The 20,563-nt window shown below is 68.2% G+C and carries 16 protein-coding genes; 7 read left to right on the top strand and 9 right to left on the bottom strand.

Features of this window, described 5'->3' with window-relative positions; genetic code table 11:
* Positions 1-350: 350 nt before the first annotated feature.
* Entirely contained in the window at positions 351-2,522 is a 2,172-nt protein-coding gene (locus ACZ5IK_RS05065; RefSeq protein WP_465486606.1) for a 3-hydroxyacyl-CoA dehydrogenase NAD-binding domain-containing protein, read from the bottom strand.
* A gap of 10 nt (positions 2,523-2,532) precedes the next feature.
* On the bottom strand, positions 2,533-3,744 hold the full coding sequence (locus tag ACZ5IK_RS05060) for an acetyl-CoA C-acetyltransferase (protein ID WP_465486605.1): 1,212 nt from the start codon (positions 3,742-3,744) through the stop codon (positions 2,533-2,535).
* A 156-nt stretch (positions 3,745-3,900) separates the two neighbouring features.
* On the opposite strand from ACZ5IK_RS05060, the gene ACZ5IK_RS05055 reads away from it, so the two are divergent.
* From ACZ5IK_RS05055 to ACZ5IK_RS05035, 5 genes are all read left to right on the top strand, one after another.
* Complete coding sequence (locus tag ACZ5IK_RS05055; protein WP_465486604.1) at positions 3,901-5,091, top strand: TetR/AcrR family transcriptional regulator; 1,191 nt, start codon at positions 3,901-3,903, stop codon at positions 5,089-5,091.
* 38 nt (positions 5,092-5,129) lie between these two features.
* Positions 5,130-6,335 (top strand): low temperature requirement protein A, encoded by a 1,206-nt coding sequence (locus ACZ5IK_RS05050; protein ID WP_465486603.1) that lies wholly within the window; start codon positions 5,130-5,132, stop codon positions 6,333-6,335.
* Between the two features lie 261 nt (positions 6,336-6,596).
* On the top strand, positions 6,597-7,892 hold the full coding sequence (locus ACZ5IK_RS05045; protein ID WP_101610360.1) for an acyl-CoA dehydrogenase family protein: 1,296 nt from the start codon (positions 6,597-6,599) through the stop codon (positions 7,890-7,892).
* Positions 7,893-7,910: 18 nt separating this feature from the next.
* Positions 7,911-9,119, top strand: coding sequence for an acyl-CoA dehydrogenase family protein (locus ACZ5IK_RS05040; protein ID WP_101610361.1), 1,209 nt, complete (start codon positions 7,911-7,913; stop codon positions 9,117-9,119).
* A 92-nt stretch (positions 9,120-9,211) separates the two neighbouring features.
* Positions 9,212-10,276 (top strand): MASE1 domain-containing protein, encoded by a 1,065-nt coding sequence (locus tag ACZ5IK_RS05035; protein ID WP_465486602.1) that lies wholly within the window; start codon positions 9,212-9,214, stop codon positions 10,274-10,276.
* A 3-nt stretch (positions 10,277-10,279) separates the two neighbouring features.
* Here ACZ5IK_RS05035 and ACZ5IK_RS05030 read toward each other — a convergent pair whose 3' ends face one another.
* The 7 genes from ACZ5IK_RS05030 to ACZ5IK_RS05000 form a co-directional block, all read right to left on the bottom strand.
* Positions 10,280-11,335 carry an alpha/beta fold hydrolase gene (locus ACZ5IK_RS05030; protein WP_465486601.1) on the bottom strand — a complete coding sequence of 352 codons (1,056 nt, stop codon included), beginning with the start codon at positions 11,333-11,335 and terminating at the stop codon, positions 10,280-10,282.
* A 118-nt stretch (positions 11,336-11,453) separates the two neighbouring features.
* Positions 11,454-12,317: an SDR family oxidoreductase gene (locus ACZ5IK_RS05025; RefSeq protein WP_465486600.1), complete on the bottom strand. Its 864-nt coding sequence runs from the start codon at positions 12,315-12,317 to the stop codon at positions 11,454-11,456.
* Positions 12,318-12,449: 132 nt separating this feature from the next.
* Complete coding sequence (locus ACZ5IK_RS05020) at positions 12,450-12,962, bottom strand: GNAT family N-acetyltransferase (protein ID WP_465486599.1); 513 nt, start codon at positions 12,960-12,962, stop codon at positions 12,450-12,452.
* 51 nt (positions 12,963-13,013) lie between these two features.
* A complete protein-coding gene (locus ACZ5IK_RS05015) occupies positions 13,014-14,168 on the bottom strand; it encodes an acyl-CoA dehydrogenase family protein (protein WP_076159909.1) in 1,155 nt (384 codons plus the stop codon).
* The gene (locus ACZ5IK_RS05010; RefSeq protein WP_465486598.1) at positions 14,165-16,150 is read right to left on the bottom strand and encodes an acetyl/propionyl/methylcrotonyl-CoA carboxylase subunit alpha; all 1,986 of its coding nucleotides are present in this window, start codon (positions 16,148-16,150) and stop codon (positions 14,165-14,167) included. Before ACZ5IK_RS05010 ends, ACZ5IK_RS05015 begins: the two co-directional genes overlap by 4 nt.
* A gap of 175 nt (positions 16,151-16,325) precedes the next feature.
* Positions 16,326-17,939: a carboxyl transferase domain-containing protein gene (locus ACZ5IK_RS05005; protein WP_465486597.1), complete on the bottom strand. Its 1,614-nt coding sequence runs from the start codon at positions 17,937-17,939 to the stop codon at positions 16,326-16,328.
* 161 nt (positions 17,940-18,100) lie between these two features.
* Positions 18,101-18,910 (bottom strand): SGNH/GDSL hydrolase family protein, encoded by an 810-nt coding sequence (locus ACZ5IK_RS05000; protein WP_465486596.1) that lies wholly within the window; start codon positions 18,908-18,910, stop codon positions 18,101-18,103.
* 151 nt (positions 18,911-19,061) lie between these two features.
* On the opposite strand from ACZ5IK_RS05000, the gene ACZ5IK_RS04995 reads away from it, so the two are divergent.
* A complete protein-coding gene (locus ACZ5IK_RS04995; protein ID WP_465486595.1) occupies positions 19,062-19,652 on the top strand; it encodes an SACE_7040 family transcriptional regulator in 591 nt (196 codons plus the stop codon).
* 57 nt (positions 19,653-19,709) lie between these two features.
* Entirely contained in the window at positions 19,710-20,207 is a 498-nt protein-coding gene (locus tag ACZ5IK_RS04990) for a hypothetical protein (protein WP_101610370.1), read from the top strand.
* Positions 20,208-20,563: the final 356 nt, after the last annotated feature.

Here is a 20,563-nt window from a genome sequence, read left to right as displayed (position 1 = left end):
TGTGCCGCGGCCGGCACTTCGGGCACCACTTTACCCAAAAGCCGATCACCGAGTTTCTGAACCAATTCGAGCATGACAAATACCACCTTCCCCAGTTCCAGTGAATTTGACGTGCATCAGCGGGAGAATGGACGAACAAAGGAGTTCGCGAAGACAGACCCTAAGCCAAGGAAATCATTACTCCAACCCCCAGTCGGTCGGCCCCCACCGATTCGGTCACGATAGCGGGAGAAATTCGGCAAGGCAACAGGCTGCGGACGCGCCACCCCTTTGCCGTACGGAGAAGGGGCCGTTCAGGACGATGTCTGTCCTGAACGGCCCCTTCGTGTCACGCCTGGCCGGGAAGTGGCCTACTCGTAGATCTCGCCCTTCGCGGCCTTCTCGACCAGCGAAGCGGGCGGGGTGAAGTGGTCGCCGTAGCGCTCGGCCAGCTGGCGCGAGCGGTCGACGAAGCCCTGCAGGCCACCCTCGTACTGGTTGATGTACTGGATGACACCGCCGGTCCACGCCGGGAAACCGATGCCGAAGATCGAACCGATGTTGGCGTCGGCGATGGTGGTCAGCACACCCTCGTCGAAGCACTTCACGGTCTCGAGCGCCTCGGCGAACAGCATGCGCTCCTTGAGGTCCTCGAAGGGAACCTCGGCGCTGCCCGACTTGAACGCGTCGCGCAGGCCCGGCCAGAGACCGGTCCGCTTGCCCGCCTCGTCGTAGTCGTAGAAGCCCGAGCCGGTGGAGCGGCCCTTGCGGTCGAATTCCTCCACCATCCGGTCGATGACACCCTCGGACGCGTGCCCGTTCCAGGTGCCGCCGGCGGCCTCGATCGCTTCGCGCGTCTCCTTGCGGATCTTGCGCGGCAGCGTCAGGGTCAGTTCGTCCATCAGCTGCAGCGGCGGCGCCGGGTACCCGGCCTGCGCACCGGCCTGCTCGATCGACGCGGGCTCGACACCCTCGCCCAGCGCGGCGACGGCCTCGTTGATGAACGTGCCGATGACGCGCGAGGTGAAGAAGCCGCGGCTGTCGTTGACGACGATCGGGGTCTTCTTGATCTGCAGCGTGTAGTCGAAGACCTTCGCCAGCGTGGCGGGCGAAGTCTTCTCACCGCAGATGATCTCGACCAGCGGCATCTTGTCCACCGGCGAGAAGAAGTGGATCCCGATGAAGTCCTCGGTCCGCTGGACGCCCTCGGCGAGCGAGGTGATCGGCAGCGTGGAGGTGTTCGAGCCCAGCACGGCGTCCGGGTTGACGAAGCCCTCGATCTCCTTGAAGACCTTGTGCTTCAGCTCGACGCTCTCGAAGACGGCCTCGATCACGAAGTCGACGCCGGCGAAGTCCTCCGCCTTGTCGGTCGGCTTGATCTTGGCCAGCAGCGCGTCGGACTTCTCCTGCGTGGTCTTGCCGCGGGAGAGAGCCTTCTCCTCGAGCTTGACCGCGTAGCCCTTGCCCTTTTCGGCGCCTTCGAGCGTGACGTCCTTGAGCACGACGTCGATACCGGCCTTCGCCGAGACGTACGCGATCGCGGCGCCCATCATGCCCGCGCCGACGACGCCGACCTTCTTGGCCGTGTACTTCTCGAAGCCGTCCGGCCGCGAACCGCCGGAGTTGATGCTCTGGAGGTCGAAGAAGAACGCCTTCGTCATGTTCTTCGAGACCTGGCCGGTGGCGAGGCTGATGAAGTAACGGGTCTCGACGGTGATCGCGGTGTCGAAGTCGACCGTCGAACCCTCGATGGCCGCGGCCAGGATCGCCCGCGGGGCGGGCATGTTCGCGCCCTTGATCTGCTTGCGCAGGTTCGCCGGGAACGCGGGCAGGTTCGCCGCGAAGCTCGGGTTCGACGGGGTGCCGCCCGGGATCTTGTAGCCCTTGACGTCCCACGGCTGCACGCCGCCCTCGGGGTTGGCCTTGATCCACGCCTTCGCGGCCGGGACCAGTTCCTCGACGGTGCCGACGAGCTCGTGCACGAGGCCGAGTTCCTTGGCCTTGGCCGGGCGGTGCCGCTGGCCCTGCAGCAGGACGTTCAGCAGCGCGCTCTGGATGCCCAGCAGGCGCACGGTGCGGACCACGCCACCGCCGCCGGGGAGCAGGCCGAGGGTGACCTCGGGGAGACCGATCTGGCTGCCCTTGACGTCGGCCGCGATGCGGTGGTGCGTCGCGAGCGCGATTTCGAGGCCGCCGCCGAGCGCGGCGCCGTTGATGGCGGCCACGACCGGCTTGCCCAGCTGCTCGAGCCGTCGCATCTGGCCCTTCATCAGGGCGCTGCTCTCGGTGATCTCGGCCGCGTTCTCCGGCTTGGCCTTGATCAGGTCGTTGAGGTCACCACCGGCGAAGAAGGTCTTCTTGGCCGAGGTGAGGACGACACCGGTGATGCCGTCCTTCTCCGCCTCAAGGCGGTCCACGACTACGCCGAGCGACTCGCGGAAGTCGGCGTTCATCGTGTTGGCGGACTGCTTCGGGTCGTCCAGGGTGAGCACGACGATGCCGTCGGCGTCCTGCTCCCAGCGGATGGTCTTCGCTTCAGTCATTGTCTCTTCCTCAGACCCGCTCGATGATGGTCGCGACGCCCATGCCGCCGCCGATGCACAGGGTGACCAGGGCGCGGCGCGCCTGACGACGCTCCAGCTCGTCCACGACGGTGCCGACCAGCATCGCGCCGGTAGCGCCCAGCGGGTGCCCCATCGCGATGGCGCCGCCGTTGACGTTGACCTTCTCCTCGTCGAGGTGCAGGTCCTTGATCCACTTGAGGACGACCGAGGCGAAGGCCTCGTTCAGCTCCCACAGGTCGATGTCGTCCGGGGTGAGCCCGGCGATCTTGAGGACCTTCTCGGTGGCCGGGGTCGGGCCGGTGAGCATGATCGTGGGCTCGGAGCCGACGGTCGCGGTCGCCACGATGCGGGCGCGCGGGGTCAGGCCGAAGTCCTTGCCGATCTGCTCGTTGCCGACCAGCACCACCGCGGCGCCGTCCACGATGCCGGACGAGTTGCCGCCGGTGTGAACGTGGTCGATGCGCTCGACCGAGTGGTACTTCTGCAGCGCGACAGCGTCGAAGCCGCCCAGCTCACCGATTCCGGCGAAGGCGGGCTTGAGCTTGCCGAGGCCCTCGACGGTGGTGCCCGGGCGACGGTGCTCGTCGTGGTCGAGGATCGTGACGCCGTTGATGTCCTTCACCGGGACGACGGACTTCGCGAAGTAGCCGCCGGACCAGGCCGCTTCGGCCTTCTCCTGCGAACGCACGGCCCACGCGTCGACGTCCTCGCGGGAGAAGCCCTCGATGGTCGCGATCAGGTCGGCGCCGGTGCCCTGCGGGACGATGTAGTTGTCGTACGCGGTGGCGGGGTCCATGAACAGCGCGCCGCCGTCGGAGCCCATCGGCACGCGCGACATCGACTCGACGCCACCGGCGATGATCAGCTGGTCCCAGCCGGAGCGCACCTTCTGCGCGGCGGTGTTGGTGGCTTCGAGGCCGGAGGCGCAGAAGCGGTTCAGCTGTACGCCCGCGACCGTTTCCGGCAGGCCCGCGTTCAGCGCGGCGGTGCGCGCGATCACGGCGCCCTGCTCGCCGACCGGGGACACCACGCCGAGGACGATGTCGTCGATCACGGCAGGGTCGAGGTTCGGGTGCCGGACCTTCAGTTCCTCGATGAGGCCGACCACGAGATCGACCGGCTTGGTGCCGTGGAGGGCACCGCCCTTGTTCTTGCCGCGAGGCGTACGGATCGCCTCGTAGATGTAGGCCTCGCTACTCACAGAAAAACTCCTCCGCGTACGGCGCTGTATCAAGGATGAACACAGCCGGATCGTACCGGCCAGTAGCCATGCTAATGGTCATTAACATAAACCGCGATAACCCCATGGTGTCAATGGGTTGCGATGCACGCAACCCGCGCTATCGTGGGTTCACCTATGGATCACCCGACCGAGCGTTCAGCCCGACCGCGCGACCGCAAGGCCCAGCTGGCCGGCCTCGCCGCGGAGCTGTTTCGCGCCCGCGGGTTCCACGGGGTCGGCATCAACGACATCGCCGCCGCGGCCGGGATCACCGGGCCCGCGTTGTACCGCCATTTCGCGGACAAGCAGGCGGTGCTGTCCTACGTCGTGCTGTCCGGCATCGACGACATGGAGGCGGCCACCCTCGAGACACTCGCCGACCTCGACACACCGGTCCCCGCCCAGGTCAACGCCCTTTTGGGCACCCTCGCCGCGCAGGCCGTGGAGCGGCGTGAGGTCGCCGCGCTGTGGCGTTGGGAGGGCAGGCATCTGCCGAAAGAAGGCCGCCGGGAGATCCGCCGCCGGTCCGGCGCGGTGCTCGCGGCGTGGTCCAAGGCACTGCTCGCGCTGCGGCCCGAACTGACCGCGGACGACGCCGAGCTGTTGTGCTGGGCGGGGCTGAGCGTCTTCGGCAGCGTGTCCGTCCATCACACGTCCGTGGCGAAGAAACGCTTCGCGCAGATCCTGGTGCAGCTGGCGGAGTCGGTGCTGCATGTCACACTGCCCGAGCCCGCCGAGCCGTCCCCCGAGACGCCGTCGATCGCGCTCGGCGAGCCGTCCCGGCGCGAGCAGATCCTCGCGGCCGCGACCGAGCTGTTCGGGCAGCGCGGCTTCCGCGCGGTCAGCATGGAGGAGATCGGCGCGGCCGCCGGGATCGCCGGGCCCAGCGTTTACCGGCATTTCCCCAGCAAGGCCGCGCTGATGGTGGCGATCGGGCACCGCGCCGCCGACAGACTGGCGCTCGCCGCGGAACGCGCGCTGCGGACCGACGACGAACGCGACGCGCTGCGCAGGCTGGCGGCGTCCTATGTGCACACCCTGCTGCGCACCCCCGAGCTGCTGGTGTCGTTCTCCGGCAGCCCCATGGAGTTGCCGGAACGCGACAAGGCGGACCTGATCCGGGTCCAGCGGGACTACGTCGCGCGCTGGATCGCGCTGGCTTCGGAAGTCCGTCCGGAACTGAGCCTGCGCGAAGTGAAGATCACCGTCCACGCGGCACTGACCATCGCGAACGACCTCGCTCGCACCCGCCGGGTCAACGGCCGCCCGAACATCGAGGCCGAGCTGACGACACTGATGCACGCTGTCCTGAAAGTCAGCTCTTAGCAAACTCGCGTGTACCGCAAAGGAGTGAAGGGCACGATGTGCGCGTGCCCCTGCATCTGGTGACCCGGGACGAAGACCACAAGGTCTCCCCGCTGGAGCTCTTCTTCGATCTGGTCTTCGTCTACGCCATCACCCAGACCACTCAGCTGATGGCCGATCATCTCAGCCCGCTCGGCATCGGGCAGGGGGTGGCCATGATCGCCGTCCTGTGGTGGTGCTGGTGCGCCTACGCCTGGCTGGCCAACACCCTGCACGTCGACCGGGGCATCGCCCAGCTGGCGATGTTCGCCGCGATGGGGACGATGTTCCTCGTCTCGCTGACCATCCCGGAGGCGTTCACCGACCTGCCCGGCGGCCTGTACGCGCCACTGATGTTCGTCGGCTGCTACTTCGTCGTGCGGCTGCTGCACCTGGTCGCGTACTTCGGCGCCGCCCGGACGGATCCGGGCCTGCGCAAGGTGGTCCTGAAGATGTTCGTCGGACTGCTGCCGAGCGTGGCACTGCTGACCGTCGCGGCGTTCTTCTCCGGCTGGGTCCAGCTCGGCATCTGGGCCGTCGCGATGCTGGCCGACTACGTCAACGTCTTCCGGACGCGCTCCTCGGACTGGCGGCTGCACCAGCCGGGCCACTTCGCCGAGCGGTTCGGGCTGATCGTGATCATCGCGCTCGGCGAGTCGATCGTGGCGATCGGCATCGGGATCAGCTCGTACCCAATGTCCTGGCCGATCACGCTGGCCGCCGTTTTCGGGCTGACGCTGGCATCGGCGATGTGGTGGATGTACTTCGCCGTCGTCGCGCACGTTTCCGAGCACAACCTCAAACGCGCGGAGGGCGTGGAGCGGGTGCGGATCGGGACGGACACCTACACGTTCCTGCACCTCCCGCTCATCGCCGGGATCGTGCTCGTGGCGCTGGGACTGAAGAAGTCGCTGCTGTACGTGTCCGACACGGAGCACCACAGCCTTTCCGACGGACTGCACGGGACGCCGATCTGGGCGCTCACCGGCGGGCTCGCGCTGTACCTGATCGCGCTGAGCGGGCTGCGGCGGCGGAACCTCGGCTCCTGGAACGTACGGCGGCTGGTGCTCGCGGTCGTCCTGCTGGCGGCGACGCCGTTGCTGGAACTGGTGCCGGCGATCGTGTTCGTGGGTGTCGTGGCCGCGGCGGCGGTGGGACTGGTGCTCGTCGAGCGTGCGGGCGCGGCCCGGGTGCGGCTGCTGGCCGAGACGCCGGACCTGGGCTGAAGGGGCCCTTCGCCGAGTGCGACGCGACGAAGGCGCCCTTCACCGAGTGGGATGCGGGGAAAGTCCCCTTCAGCCCCCACCGGCCTCCACGCCCCCTCACCTCGTTGAGCAATCCGGGCGCCCTCACCACCCAAATCACTCACGAGCGTGACGTTCGCCTCCCCCCTAGTAGCGCATCGGCCCCAAGGGAGTTAACCTACTCACGAGTAGGTAAGCGAGGCAGGGAGACTCACCGTGGGTGCGCCTAGGAAACGAGATGCGATGGGCTTCGGCCTGTCCGCGCTCACCCGGCTGGCCGGGAGCAAGGTCATTGAACGGGCCGGACTTCGGAAGCCCGTGCAGAACCTGGTCAGTGCCGGGACGCGCAACGGCTTCCGGGTCGCGGGCGCGGCGGGACGGACGTTCAAGTCCGCCCAGAAGCTCGGCAAGCCCGCGCGGCTCGCGCCGGCCGAGGACACGGGACTGTTCGACCTCACCCCGAGTGAGGACCAGCAGCTCATCGTCGAGACCGTGACGGAGTTCGCGGCCGAACAGCTGCGGCCCGCCGCGGCCGACGCCGACGCGAAGCTCCAGGCCCCCGAAGGCCTGCTGAGCCGCGCCGCCGAACTCGGGATTTCGCTCGTCGGCATCCCCGAGGAGCTGGGCGGCATCGGCACCGAACGGTCGGTCGTCACGAACGCGCTGGTCGCCGAGGCCCTCGCGCACGGCGACCTCGGGCTGGCGGTCGCGGTACTCGCGCCGTCCGCGGTCAGCACCGCGCTGGTGTCCTACGGCGACGAGCAGCAGCAGGCGGACTACCTGCCCGCGTTCGTCGGCGAGAACGTCCCGGCCGCGGCGCTCGCGCTGCAGGAGCGGACGGCCTTGTTCGACCCGTTCAAGCCCGCCACCAAGGCCCGCCGCACTCCGAAGGGCTACCAGCTCGACGGCGTGAAGTCGCTGGTCCCGCGTGCCGCGGACGCCGAACTGTTCATCGTGTCGGCCGACCTCGAAGGCCGCGGTCCCGCGCTGTTCCTCGTGGAGTCGTCCAACGCGGGCGTCACCATCGAGACCGAACCGGCGATGGGCCTGCGCGGTGCGGCGACCGGGAAGCTGCACCTGGAGAAGGTCGCCCTGCCCGCCGGAGCACTGCTCGGCGGCGGCAAGGCCGAGGTCTTCACCGAGGTCGTCCGGCTCTCGCGCCTCGGCTGGGCCGCGCTGGCCGCCGGTACCGCGAAGGCCGTCCTCGACTACGTGGTGCCTTACGTCAACGAGCGCAAGGCGTTCGGCGAACCGGTGAGTCACCGGCAGGCCGTCGCGTTCTCGGTGGCCGACATCGCCATCGAGCTGGAAGGACTGCGGCTGGTCGCGTTGCGCGCCGCCGCTCGCGCCGAACAGGGCAAGCCGTACGCCCGCGAGGTCGCGCTGGCCCGGAAACTGGCCGCCGACAAGGGAATGCAGATCGGCAGCGCCGGAGTACAGCTGCTCGGCGGACACGGCTTCGTCAAGGAGCACCCCGTCGAACGCTGGTACCGCGACCTCCGCGCGATCGGCGTCATGGAAGGCGCCGTCCTTCTCTAGGACTTTCGAAAGGCAATCATGATCAACCTTGAGGTTCCGAAGAAGGCCGGCACCCTGATCAACCAGGCGTACCAGGCCGCGGCCGAGGTGTTCCGGCCGATCTCGCGCAAGTACGACCGCGCCGAGCACACCTATCCCGCCGAGCTCGACATGTTCGCCGCACTGCTGGACGGGCTGAACTCCTCCGGCGAGGGCGGCGCGGGCGCGGCGGGTGTCCGCCGGTCCGAAAAGAACGAGAAGCCGGGCAACCGCAACGGGTCCAACCTGAACATCGTGCTCGGCACGATCGAGATGTGCTGGGGCGACGTCGGTCTGCTCCTGTCGATGCCGCGTCAGGGCCTCGGGAACGCCGCGATCGGTTCGGTCGCCACGGACGAACAGCTCAAGAAGTTCTCCGGGCTGTGGGCCGCGATGGCGATCACCGAACCGGACTGCGGCTCGGACTCGGCCGCGATCACCGCCACCGCGCGCCTCGACGGCGACGAGTACGTGATCAACGGCGAGAAGATCTTCGTGACCGCGGGCGAGCGCGCCGACGCCGTCGTCGTCTGGGCCACTCTGGACAAGACGAAGGGCCGCGCGGCGATCAAGTCGTTCGTCGTCGAGAAGGGCACGCCCGGTTTCGAGGTGGTGCGCGTCGAGCACAAACTCGGCATCCGCGCCTCCGACACCGCCGTGCTGCGCTTCGAGAACGTCCGCGTGCCCGTGGAGAACCTCCTCGGCACACCGGAGATCGACACCGCCAAGGGTTTCGCCGGGGTCATGCAGACCTTCGACAACACCCGCCCGCTGGTCGCCGCCATGGCCATCGGCGTCGCCCGCGCGGCGCTGGAGGAGACGCGGAAGATCCTCACGGACGCCGGAGTGACCATCGACTACGACAAGCCCGTCCACAGCCAGCACGCGGCGGCGGCCACATTCCTGCAACTGGAAGCCGACTACGAAGCGGCGTACCTGCTGACCATGGAATCGGCGTGGATGGCCGACAACCGCAAGCCGAACTCGCTGCAGGCCTCGATGGCCAAGGCGAAGGCGGGCCGGTCGGTCGTCGAGATCACGCTGAAGTGTGTCGAGCTGGCCGGAACCTTGGGCTACACCGAGGAATCGCTGCTGGAGAAGTGGAGCCGGGACGCGAAGATCCTGGACATCTTCGAGGGTACGCAGCAGATCCAGCAGCTGATCGTGGCTCGCCGGATCCTGGGCAAGACGAGCTCCGAGCTCAAGTAGAACCCGAAGTGCCGTGAAGGGGCCCGTGCAGCTGCACGGGCCCCTTTCCTGTTTATTCCCAACAAACTCCATCATCACGACAACACCATCAAGTGAACCGCCCCGACGTCCGGGCGGAGGTACTCTCGTACCTTCCCCCGCCCGCCAAGGCCGGAGTCGCGATGAGACTCGCCGCTCGACAGTTCTCCCCTGCCGCACAGTGGTGCCTCATCGTCCTCGGCGTCACGATCTGCTACTTCGCGGCGGGCCAGATCGGCATCCAGTGGGCGATCGTGCGGGACCAGATCTCACCGCTGTGGCCGGCGGCCGGCGTCGCGCTGGCGGTGCCGATCTTGCTGGGGCCGCGGTTCTGGCCGGGGATCTTCCTCGGCGCCCTCCTGACGAACATCGCCCTCGGCCCGTCTCTCCTCACGGTCCTGGTGATCTCCACGGGGAACACGCTCGGCCCGATGCTGGCCTACGCCGTGATGCGCCGGCTGGGTTTCCGCAAGCAGCTCGACCGGCTCCCCGACGCCGTCCTCCTGGTGGTGGTCGGGGCGTTCGGGGGCACGACCGTCAGCGCCGTGCTGGGCACCGGCGTGCTGGTCCTCGACGGCGCGCTGAGCCCCGCGGACTTCTGGGCCACGGCGCTCGTGTGGTGGACCGGCGACGCGATGGGTGTCCTGACGGTCACTCCCCTGTTGCTCCTGGTGCCGAGGTTCCGACTGCCGACGCGAGTCTCCCCGGCGCGCTGGGGCGAAGCGATCGCGTTGGCGATCGTGGGCACCGGCACGGCGCTCCTCGCGTCCACCACCCCGGCCAAGCTGTTCCTGGTCTTCCCGGTGCTCGTCTGGGCCGCGCTGCGTTTCCGGCAGGCAGGGGCGATGCTGTGCTCCTTGTGCGTCTGCACCTTCACGATCTTCGCCGCCGTGAACGGGCTCGGCCCCTACGGTTCGTATGCGCTCGTCCCTCGCATGCTGCACGTACAGGCCTTCGACGCCACCGTCGGGATGACGGCGCTGGCGCTGTCCACGATCGTCCTGCAACGCGACCGCGCGACCGCCGAGATCACCGACGCCTGGCGCCAGATCACCGAAATGGTCGACATGATCGCGCCGCGCCAGTCGATGCGCAGCGCGATGACCACCCAGCGCAAGGACGAGGAGCTCGCGGACTGAGACTCAGGCGGCCTGTTCGTCGAGGAAGCGGTCGAGGTAGCGCCACGTGGTCCCGCGGGCCTTCCGGCCGGTGAGGACGCCCAGGTGCCCGCCTGGCGCCGTCTTGAAGGTCACCGACGGCGAGTTGTCCAGCAGTCCGGTGAGCCGTTCGACGGCCGCGCGCGGGGCGATCGTGTCGTTCTGCCCGGCGATGATCAGGGTCGGCACCTTGACGCCGGACAGCGCGATGATGCGGCCGTTGAGGTCGACGGTGCCCTCGGCGAGGTCGTTGGCGCGGAAGAACCGGTGGTAGATCTGGCCGAACGTGCGCCCGGGGTAGGCGATCATGTTGTCCATGAAGTGGTCGACGGCCTCGATCTGCGCCAGGTAGTCCCGGTCATCGAGATTCTTCAGGATGGCCAGCGGCTTGGTGATCTCCTTGCTGATCCCGGTCGCGCGGAAGACCCTGCTGACCAAATAGGACGGTGCGCCGCCGAGCACGCGGTAGATCGGGGTCAGCAGGTGCCCGCCGGTGAGGTCCACCAGCGGGCGGAACGGGGCGATCAGCGGGATCGCGGTGAAGTCGAACGGCGACGCGATGGTCGCGATCGACTCGATCGGCAGGTCGGGCTGGTCGGCCGCGGTCAGCAAGGAGAAGATCCCGCCGAGGCACCAGGCGATGACGTGGACGGGCTGGCCGCCGGCGTCCTCGCTGACCTTGCGGATCGCGCGCGGGAGGACCTCGTCGATCCAGTGCTCGATGCCCAGGCGCCGGTCGGAGAACGCGACGTTGCCGTAATCGACCAGGTAGGTGTTGCGGCCTTCGTCGACCAGGTGCTCGGCGAGGCTGCAGCCGCGCCGCAGGTCGAAGCACAGGGCGGGCGCGGCGAGCGGCGGCACCAGCAGCACGGGCGGGCCGGACGCCGGGGCTTTGCCGTTCGTCAGCCGGTACACCGAGCGGTTGGGACCCTGGTCGATCAGGACCCGCGGCACCGGGCGGAGATCGGCTACACCACCGTTCAGCACCTTCCCGACGACGTTCGACGCGGCGGCGGCGAGCCGTGCCGGGGGTGTTGCCATGAGGTGCCTCCTGGAGGGATGAACGCGGTAATGGGCAATCTTGCCGCGTACGGGCGCACTACTCAACACCGTCGCCGCCCCAGGCCGTCCACTTCGGACGGTTGTTAGGCCGTCCGAGCTAAGAACCGGCGCCCTTTTCCGCCGCCGGGGCACTCCTCGCGGCACGCGATTCGTACTCCTCGCGAGCACTGGAATGCGTTGCGGAGGACAAAATCTTGTCGCCACCCAGGGCACGGAGCAGCCCTTCGCCGAAGCGGCGCGGGAGCAGTCGTGTGATCCTGCCCATGGCGTCCAGCGACGCGGGAACGAAGACGTCGAATTTGGGACGTCGCAAGGCATCGACAATGGCGTACGCCACATCTTCCGGCTGGACCGATTTGAAGAACTTCGCCTCGCCGAGCCCGCTGGCCAGCTCCGTGCGCACCACGGCGGGCATCACGCACGAGACCAGCACGCCCGTTCCGTGCAGTTCCAGATGCACCGATTCCGATAAACCGACGACGGCGTGTTTCGTGGCGCAGTAGGTGGCGGCGCCGGGGAATCCGGCCTTACCGGCCATCGAAGCGATGTTGACGATGTGGCCGGTGCCACGCGGGCGCATGCGCTTGACCGCTTCCCGGGTGCCGTGGATGACGGCGTGCAGGTTGATCTCGAGCAGTCGCCGGGTGGCCGCGTCGTCCTCTTCGTCGAGCGGCGCGAGCGGCATGATGCCCGCGTTGTTGATCAGCACGTCGATCGGGCCGACGCGCCGCTCGACCTCGTCGAGGAACTCGGTGAAGCCCTTCGTGTCGGTGACGTCGAGCGGCAGCGCCTCCGCGCCCAGCTCGGCCGCGGTCTTCTCCGCGAGGACCTGGTCCAGGTCGCCGATGACCACCTTGGCGCCGAGCCCGGCCAGTGCCTTCGCGGTACTCGCCCCGATGCCCTGCGCCGCTCCGGTGATCACGACGACCTTGCCTGCGAGGGAACGTTCACGCTTGGCCATGGGGGCTCCTCTGCGACTCCGCTGTCCGGGCACTGTTGGCGATATGTCAACTATGGTGCACCCGAAGCCGCGAGGACGCCATCCATCCATGCCCCCGCCACCACCCTCAACGGAGGAGCTGCGCTCCCGAGCCTAAATCAGCGGCCGCTGCTCGAAGACCTGGCCGATCCAGCCGTTGACGTCGAAGCGCTCGGTCGGCTTGAAACCCTGGCTTTCGTAGTAACGCTGCAGGTCACCGTCGCCACCGGCCCAGCAGTCGACCCGCACCAGCCCGATCCCGCGCTCCCGCGCCTCGGCCAGCGCGAACTCGACGAGCCGCGAGCCGACCCGGTGACCGGCGAACCGGCGCGAGGTCAACAGCAGGCCGAGGTAGATCTCGGGCTCGTCGACCGGCGGGACGTGCGGGAACCGGTCACCGAGGACGATCGCCCCGGCCGCCTCGCCGCCGACCTCGGCGACGTACAGGCCCGTCCCGTCCGCGATCCCGCGCACCCGTTCGATCCGCTTCGGGATCGTGGACCACGGCTCGGTCCCCCACTGACCCTCACTGCCCCGTTCGACCAGCCACGCGACGGCCTCGTCGAACATGTCCAGCAACGCTTGGAAGTCCCCAGAACCACCCTGCCGGATGATGAAATCGCTCATCCTTCCGTTCTACAACATCGCGCGGACGCGCGTGGCTGGTGTCAGGGATCGTCAGGCGACGCCGAGGTGCCGCGCGATCAGCATCCGCTGCACCTCCGAGGTCCCTTCACCGATCTCCAGGATCTTCGCGTCCCGGTAGAACCTGCTCACCGGGAACTCGTTCATGAAGCCGTACCCGCCGAAGATCTGCGTCGCCTCGCGCGCGTTGTCCATGGCGGCGTTCGACGCGACGAGCTTCGCGATCGACGCCTCCTTCTTGAACGGCTCACCGCGCAGCATCTTCGACGCCGCCGCGTAGTACGCCAGCCGCGCGGTGTGCGTGCGCACCTCCATGTCGGCGATCTTGAACTGGATCGCCTGGTATTCGCCGATCTTGTGCCCGAACGCCTCGCGCTCCTTGACGTACTTCAGGCATTCGTCCACACAGCCCTGCGCGAGCCCGACGCTCAGCGCGGCGATCGCGACCCGGCCTTCGTCCAAAATGGACAGGAACTGGGCGTACCCGCGGCCGCGTTCGCCGACGAGGTTCTCGGCCGGGACGCGGACGTCGTCGAACGAGAGCTCGTGGGTGTCCGAACAGTTCCAGCCGACCTTGGAGTACTTCGGCGCCACCGCGAAGCCCGGGGTGCCGGACGGGACGATGATCGCCGAGATCTCCTTGCGCCCGTTCTCCTTCACGTCGGTGACGGCGGTGACCGTGACCAGTTTCGTGATGTCGGTGCCGGAGTTGGTGATGAACGACTTGCTGCCGTTGATCACCCAGGTGTCGCCGTCGAGTTTCGCCCGCGTGCGGGTGGCGCCCGCGTCCGAGCCGCCACCGGGTTCGGTGAGCCCGAAAGCGCCGAGCGCGGTCCCGGCGCACAGCTCCGGGAGCCACTTTTCCTTCTGCTCCTGAGTGCCGAACCGGTGGATCGGCATGGCGCCCAGCGAGACCCCGGCCTCGACGGTGATCGCGACCGACGAGTCGACGCGCGCCAGTTCTTCCAGCGTCAGGCACAGCGCGAAGTAGTCGCCGCCCATGCCGCCGTACTCCTCGGGGAAGGGCAGCCCGAACAGGCCCATCTCAGCCATCTTCGCGACGATCTCGTACGGGAACTCCTCCCGTTCGTACAGGTCGCCGATGACCGGGGCGACCTCGGAGCGCGCGAATTCCTCGACCGTCTTGCGCAGCGCCTCGTACTCGTCATCCAGCCGAAAGTCGATCATTGGCCATCCTTTTGGGGTGTCACAACGGCTACGGTTTCGTCCAGCGCGACCTGTTGGCCCGCTCGGACGGGGAGTTCGCTGACCACGCCGTCGATCGGCGCGGTGATCGTGTGCTCCATCTTCATCGCCTCGACGACCACGAGCGGCGTTCCCGCGCTCACGACGTCGCCCGCGGCGACCTTGACCACGAGCACGGTGCCGGGCATCGGGCTGGTGACCGGTCCGGCGCCGCCCGCGGCACCGGCGGCCGCCCGCAGCCTTTCCCGCTCACCGATCGCGAAGCTGTGGCCGTCCCGCGCGAGCCAGACGGTCTTCCCGCGGCCGGCGGCGTGCCGGTAGCGGTGGAAACCGGTGGGGTGCCGGACTTCCAGCAGGTCGCCCTCGCGCCGCGCGGAAACCCGCACGGCCTCGGCGCCGTCGACGCTAACGAGCGCGTTCGCCGGGGTGCCCTGCACCCGCACGACGGCTTCGGAACTTCCCGACTTCAAAGCGAAGTCGATCCCGCCGGACGCGCCGAGCCGCCAGCCGTCGGGAACGTCCCAGGGGTCGATGACCGATCCCTGCGGCTGCAAGGAAAGCAGCCTGTCGAGCGCGGCGGCCACGAAGAACTCCGGCGGCACCTCTTCGGAGACCAAAGTGGACAGTTGCCGGTCGACGAGGCCGGTGTCGAGCTTGCCGTCGCGGACGTCGCCGTCGGCGAGGAGCCCGCGCAGGAACGCGACGTTCGTGCCGAGGCCGAGCAGCGCGGTGTCGGCGAGCGCCAGATCGAGCCGGTGCAGCGCGGCCGCGCGGTCCGGTCCCCAGGCGATGACCTTGGCCAGCATCGGGTCGTAGTTCGAGCCGATGACCGCGCCCTCGCTCATCCACGAGTCGACGCGCACGCCCTCACCGGACGGTTCGTGGACCGCGAGCACGGTCCCGCCCGTGGGAATGAAGCCTCGAGCGGGATCCTCGGCGTAGACACGGGCTTCGATGGCGTGGCCGTCCAGCCGGACGTCGTCCTGCGACACGGTGAGCACGTCGCCCGCGGCGATCTTGACCTGCCATTCGACGAGATCGAGCCCGGTCACCAGTTCGGTCACCGGATGCTCGACCTGCAGCCGCGTGTTCATCTCCATGAAGAAGAACTCGTCGGGCGCCTTGGCCGACACGATGAACTCGACCGTTCCCGCGCCCACGTAGCCGACAGACCGGGCGGCCTCGACCGCGGACGCGCCCATCTTCGCGCGCGTCGCCTCGTCCAGCAGGACCGATGGGGCTTCTTCGATGATCTTCTGATGCCGCCGCTGCAGGCTGCACTCGCGCTCGCCGAGGTGGATCACGTTGCCGTGGGTGTCGGCGAGCACCTGGATCTCGATGTGGCGCGGCGTGGTGACGAACCGCTCGATCAGCAGGGTGTCGTCACCGAAGGAACCCTTGGCCTCACGGCGAGCGGATTCCACGGCGGCGTCCAGTTCGGACGTCGCGTTCACCAGCCGCATGCCCTTGCCGCCGCCACCGGCGGACGGCTTGATCAGCAGGGGGTAGCCGACCCTCTCCGCGGCGGCGGCGAAACCACCCTCGGGAATGTCCACATCGGACGCGCCGGGTACCACCGGGACGCCGGCCTTGGACACCGTCGCCTTGGCGCGGATCTTGTCGCCCATGGCGTCGATGGCCTCGACCGGCGGGCCGATGAAGACCAGCCCGGCTTTCGCGCAGGCGCGGGCGAATTCCGCGTTCTCCGCGAGGAAACCGTAGCCGGGGTGCACCGCCTGCGCGCCCGTGTCGAGCGCCGCCTGGACGATCGCCGGGATGGACAGATAGCTTTTCGCCGCTTCGGCGGGGCCGATGCGGACCGCGGTGTGCGCCTCGCGGACGTGCCGGGCGTCGGCGTCCGCGTCGCTGTACACCGCGACCGAGCGGATGCCGAGACCCCGCAGCGAACGGATCACGCGGACGGCGATCTCCCCGCGGTTGGCGACCAGAACCGTGTCGAACATGCTCACATCCTGTGTTTTCCGGCGGCGCGCGATCGCGAACGCGTAGCCAGGCCGCTCGCTGTCGATTCGCACTCAATTCGCGTGATCAGGGCGGCCTGCCTCCACGTTCGCGAGTCCTGCGGACGGGGTGCGCGCCGGCTTCGGCCGGGTCGGGCGATCCTCTGCATCGTCGCGCTCACATCCGGAAAACGCCGTAGTTGACATCGGAAAGTGGCGCGTTGGCCGTCGCGGACAGCGCGAGGCCGAGCACCGTGCGGGTGTCCGCCGGGTCGATCACACCGTCGTCCCACAGCCGCGCCGTCGAGTAGTACGGGCTGCCCTGCGCCTCGTACTGCTCGCGGATCGGGTCCTTGAAGGCCTCTTCGTCCTCCGTGGACCATTCGCCGCCCCGGGATTCGATGGCGTCCCGGCGGACGGTCGAAAGCACCGACGCCGCCTGCTCACCGCCCATCACCGAGATCCGCGCGTTCGGCCACATCCACAGGAACCGGGGCGAGTACGCGCGGCCGCACATCGAATAGTTGCCCGCGCCGAACGAGCCGCCGATGACGACGGTCAGCTTCGGCACCCGCGCGCAGGCCACCGCGGTGACCATCTTCGCGCCGTGCTTGGCGATGCCGCCGGCCTCGTAGGCCCTGCCGACCATGAAACCGGTGATGTTCTGCAGGAACAGCAGCGGGATCGAGCGTTTGTCGCACAGTTCGATGAAGTGCGCGCCCTTCATCGCGGACTCGGCGAACAGCACGCCGTTGTTCGCGATGATGCCGACGGGGTGGCCGTGGATCCGGGCGAACCCGGTGACCAGCGTCGAGCCGTACTCCTTCTTGAACTCGCCGAACCGGCTGCCGTCGACGATCCGCGCGATGACCTCGCGGACGTCGTAGGGCACGCGCGGGTCGGTCGGGACGACGCCGTACAGCTCGTTCGGGTCGGCGACCGGGACCTCGGTCGGGAGGACGTCCCACGGGCGCGGCGCGCGCGGCCCCAAAGTAGACACGATCGAGCGAACGATGCGCAGGGCATCCGCGTCGTCCTCGGCCAGATGGTCGGTGACACCGGACTGGCGCGAGTGGACGTCGCCGCCGCCGAGTTCCTCGGCCGTGACGACCTCGCCGGTCGCGGCCTTCACCAGCGGCGGGCCGCCGAGGAAGATCGTGCCCTGGTTCCGCACGATGACCGCTTCGTCGCTCATCGCCGGGACGTACGCGCCACCCGCGGTGCAGGATCCGAGCACCGCCGCGATCTGCGGGATCCCGCGCGCGGACATGGTCGCCTGGTTGAAGAAGATCCGGCCGAAGTGTTCACGATCCGGGAAGACCTCGTCCTGCCTCGGCAGGAACGCGCCGCCGGAGTCCACCAGGTAGACGCACGGCAGATTGTTGTGCAGCGCGACCTCTTGGGCGCGCAGGTGCTTCTTGACGGTCATCGGGTAGTAGGTGCCGCCCTTGACCGTGGCGTCGTTGGCGACGATCACGCATTCGCGGCCCGAGACCCGCCCGATCCCGGTGATGATCCCGGCCGACGGCGCCTCGTCGTCGTACAGTCCGGTGGCGGCCAGCGGGGACAGCTCCAGGAACGGCGATCCCGGGTCGAGGAGGGTGTCGACCCGGTCGCGTGGCAGGAGTTTCCCCCGTTCGACGTGCCGGGTGCGGGACTTCTCCGGGCCTCCGAGCCGGGCCGCGTCGAGACGCTTGTGCAGGTCCTCGACCAGTTCGGCGTGGGAGGTGACGCTGCGGGCGTATTCGTCGCTGCCGGGGTCGGCGGAAGTGCTCAGTACGGGTGTGTCCATGGCTCCTCGTCGCCAAGTTAGCCGTCGTTAACTCGCTCCCGTAGGTTAACGGCCACTAACCTCACTTGTCCACCGCACCCCGGATGCGCGTGAAGGCCCCCTTCCCTCGGCCATGGGTTTGAATGATCAGCCGAGGGAAGGGGGCCTTCACGCGCAAAACGTCAGCCGATCGCGGAGACCAGCGGGTTGTAGTAGCCACCGCGCTGACCGGTGGCCGTCGGGTGGTACGAGTTCACGATCGGCCAGGTGAGGCTGTGCAGGTAGTCGTTGGCCGACGAGCAGATGTTGTGCCCGGTGAAGGCACCCCGCACGTCGACGAACTTCGCACCGTGCGCGGAGGCACGGGCCGAGAGCACCGACGCCAGCGCGTCGGAGCCCGAGTTGATCGCCGAGCGCTTGGTGTCGCTCAGCCCGACCGAGCACGAACCCGGCACCGTGTAGAAGCGCGGGTACCCGAGGACGACCAGCTTCGCGCTGGGCGCCTTCGACTTGATCGTGCTGTAGACGTTGTTCAACAGCCCCGGCAGCGTGTTGTTGACGTAGTTCTTCGCGGTGTTGACCCGGTTGATGCAGGTCTGGTCGCTGCCGGTGGTGCAGGTGGTCATGACGTCGGCGAACCCGGCGTCGTTGCCGCCGACCGACACCGTCACCAGCGTGGTGCCGGACGTGACGTTGGCGGCCTGGCTGAGTACGTCGCCGGTGCGCGCCCCCGAGCACGCGACGAACTTGAACGAGGTCCCGGCGTGGGCGTTGGCCCACAGCTGGGGGTAGGAGTTGGCACTGCGCATGCAGTCGCCCGAGTTCCCGTAACTGCCGGCACCGACGCCGGACGAGTACGAGTCACCGAGCGCCACGTAGTTGGTCGCCGCTTGAGCGGTACCGGCGAGCCCGAACGTGGCAAGGACAGCGACCCCCAGGGCCGCACCTAAACGAGTGAAGGAAAGAGCTTTGATCCGAGCAGGGACGGCCATGGTCACTCCTTCGTGACAAGTTAACGAGACACAGCATTACCAGGTGGTAGCTCGACACAAAAGGGTCATTTCCCCAGGTAACCCGCTTGGCCCAGGCTGGAAGTACGGCCGCGTGTTAGCGCTCGCTAACACGCGGCCCTAATATGGCCAGATGCCGGCGAACCCCACCCCACTCGTGAACGGCGAGAAGGCGAACAGGCGCGAACAGATCATGGCCGCCGCCGCCGAACTCTTCGCCCACCACGGTTTCCACGGTGTCGGCATCGATGACATCGGCGCGGCGGTCGGCATCTCCGGTCCGGCCCTGTACCGGCATTTCCGCAGCAAGGACGCCATTCTCGGCGAGATGCTGAACTCGATCAGCCGCTACCTCCTCGACGGTGGGACTGCCAGGGCAAGCCAGCGGGACGAGCCGGGTGAGGTTCTCGAAGCACTCGTGAATTTTCACGTGGACTTCGCGCTCGCGCATCCCGCGCTGATCACCGTCCAAGAGCGGAATCTCGCCAATCTCACCGACAGTGACCGTAAGCAGGTCCGCGCCATGCAGCGTCAGTACGTCGAGGTCTGGGTGCGCGCGATCAGCGACGCCGTCCCCGGGATCGGTGAGCGCCAGGCGCGCTCCGCGGCGCACGCGGTCTTCGGGCTGATCAACTCGACGCCGTACAACCGCCATCTCGGTGACAGCGAACTGGCCGAAATGCTCTGCCGTCTCGCGCTGGGTGCACTGCACTCCGCGAAGTGACCACGTCCGGGTTTCGGCCTATCCCCACTTTTCCGTCCTCTGGTGTTTGATAGGCACGTGGAGCCGGACAGGAGCGAGTACGAGCGGAGGCTCGTCGAAAAGGCGCAGCGTGCGCTCGTGGCGATCAGCCTCGGGGAGGACGCCGAGGCGCTCGACGAGCTCGCGCCGACTGCCGTCGAGCCGCAAGCCCGGTCCGAAGAGACCAAAGAGCTCGTGATGATGCTCTTCGGCGAATGCAGCGCCATGGTGTCGACACTGGGTGATGGAGGAAGTGCGCCGGTCAAGGTGCAGGTGTTCGACGAGGACGGTGAAGAGGTCTCGATCGACCAGGCCGATCCTCCCGTGCGGACCGCCGTGCGCACCCTGCTGGCCGAGGTGCACGGCAACAGCGAGGCCGCGCAGGAACAGGTCGAGATCGCGCTCGCCAACGCCGCGCCGGACGAGGTCGACAGCCTGGTGCTGCAGGCGCTGCGCTGGACGATCCGACTGTCGGCGGAATGCCTGGACCGGGACCTGCCGGTGGCGCCCTGGATCTCCGACGCCGTGGCGGACTAGACGCCGGCCAGGTTGGTTGACTGTCCACTCGGGACACTTTGAAGCGACCAAATGTCTGATTGATGCCCATATGCGCGCTTTGCGACGGGGGGTCGTGAGTGGCGATGCGGGTTCTATTGAGGAGAAGAGCAAACGTGGCGTGCTCGTGCCGTTTTCGGCGTCGGGCGTGGGGCGGATGTTGTGCTGGGTGACCCTGTTCCTGGCCGGGGCTGAAGGTTCAGGCCGTGTGGGTCGGGTTGGTCGTGGGGGGGGGGGGGGGGGGGGAAAAAAAAAAAACACCACCCCCCCCCCCCCCCCCACCCACCACCCCTTTCCCTCCCCCCCCCCCACGGACGACCGAGCCGACCAGGAAAGGG

This window comes from Amycolatopsis sp. NPDC031561, from assembly GCF_055580625.1.
Note: the sequence above shows the minus strand (reverse complement) of the source record. Positions and strands in the feature narration are given on the sequence as shown.

Excerpts from the sequence above, each read along its gene's own strand:
- ACZ5IK_RS05045 (WP_101610360.1), top strand. The coding sequence starts at position 6,597 with ATGGGCTTCGGCCTGTCCGCGCTCACCCGGCTGGCCGGGAGCAAGGTC.
- ACZ5IK_RS05015 (WP_076159909.1), bottom strand. The coding sequence starts at position 14,168 with ATGATCGACTTTCGGCTGGATGACGAGTACGAGGCGCTGCGCAAGACG.
- ACZ5IK_RS05030 (WP_465486601.1), bottom strand. The coding sequence starts at position 11,335 with ATGGCAACACCCCCGGCACGGCTCGCCGCCGCCGCGTCGAACGTCGTC.
- ACZ5IK_RS05025 (WP_465486600.1), bottom strand. The coding sequence starts at position 12,317 with ATGGCCAAGCGTGAACGTTCCCTCGCAGGCAAGGTCGTCGTGATCACC.
- ACZ5IK_RS05005 (WP_465486597.1), bottom strand. The coding sequence starts at position 17,939 with ATGGACACACCCGTACTGAGCACTTCCGCCGACCCCGGCAGCGACGAA.
- ACZ5IK_RS05000 (WP_465486596.1), bottom strand. The coding sequence starts at position 18,910 with ATGGCCGTCCCTGCTCGGATCAAAGCTCTTTCCTTCACTCGTTTAGGT.
- ACZ5IK_RS05010 (WP_465486598.1), bottom strand. The coding sequence starts at position 16,150 with ATGTTCGACACGGTTCTGGTCGCCAACCGCGGGGAGATCGCCGTCCGC.
- ACZ5IK_RS05020 (WP_465486599.1), bottom strand. The coding sequence starts at position 12,962 with ATGAGCGATTTCATCATCCGGCAGGGTGGTTCTGGGGACTTCCAAGCG.
- ACZ5IK_RS04995 (WP_465486595.1), top strand. The coding sequence starts at position 19,062 with ATGCCGGCGAACCCCACCCCACTCGTGAACGGCGAGAAGGCGAACAGG.
- ACZ5IK_RS05055 (WP_465486604.1), top strand. The coding sequence starts at position 3,901 with ATGGATCACCCGACCGAGCGTTCAGCCCGACCGCGCGACCGCAAGGCC.
- ACZ5IK_RS05040 (WP_101610361.1), top strand. The coding sequence starts at position 7,911 with ATGATCAACCTTGAGGTTCCGAAGAAGGCCGGCACCCTGATCAACCAG.
- ACZ5IK_RS05065 (WP_465486606.1), bottom strand. The coding sequence starts at position 2,522 with ATGACTGAAGCGAAGACCATCCGCTGGGAGCAGGACGCCGACGGCATC.